1 protein-coding gene is annotated in these 344 nt (G+C 70.3%); it reads right to left on the bottom strand.

Going from position 1 to position 344, the window contains the following annotated elements:
- A partial coding sequence (locus SB658_RS22570; protein WP_410602454.1) for a hypothetical protein occupies positions 1-344 on the bottom strand: 344 nt, incomplete at both ends.

Genomic DNA, 344 nt, shown 5'->3' with positions numbered 1-344 from the left:
GAGGTCGACAGCTTCCATCGGTCTCCGCCTGCCGCACGGGCGCGGACCGCCGCCGCTCCCGCCGCGGCGGCGAGCTCGTCGTAGTCGTATCCGGTGGAGGCGACCGTCGCCCAGCCGATGCTCGCCGACGCCCGGATGCCGTCGATGGGGACGCCCCGCTCGATGGTCGAGATGCGGGTGAGGATGGCGCGCATGTGGAACCGGACCGCTTCCTCGCTCCCTCGGATGATGACGATCGCCCGGGTGTCGTCGATGCGGATGGCGTCTGCGGCAGCGGGAAGCGCGTCCTGGATGTCGTCGTGGAACCGGTCGGCGATCATCGCGAAAGTGGAGCCTGTCGATGC

The sequence above is a fragment of the Bacillus sp. SIMBA_008 genome (assembly GCF_046535495.1).
In the GTDB taxonomy this organism is placed as follows: Bacteria; Bacillota; Bacilli; order Bacillales; family Bacillaceae; genus Bacillus; species Bacillus subtilis.
Note: the sequence above shows the minus strand (reverse complement) of the source record. Positions and strands in the feature narration are given on the sequence as shown.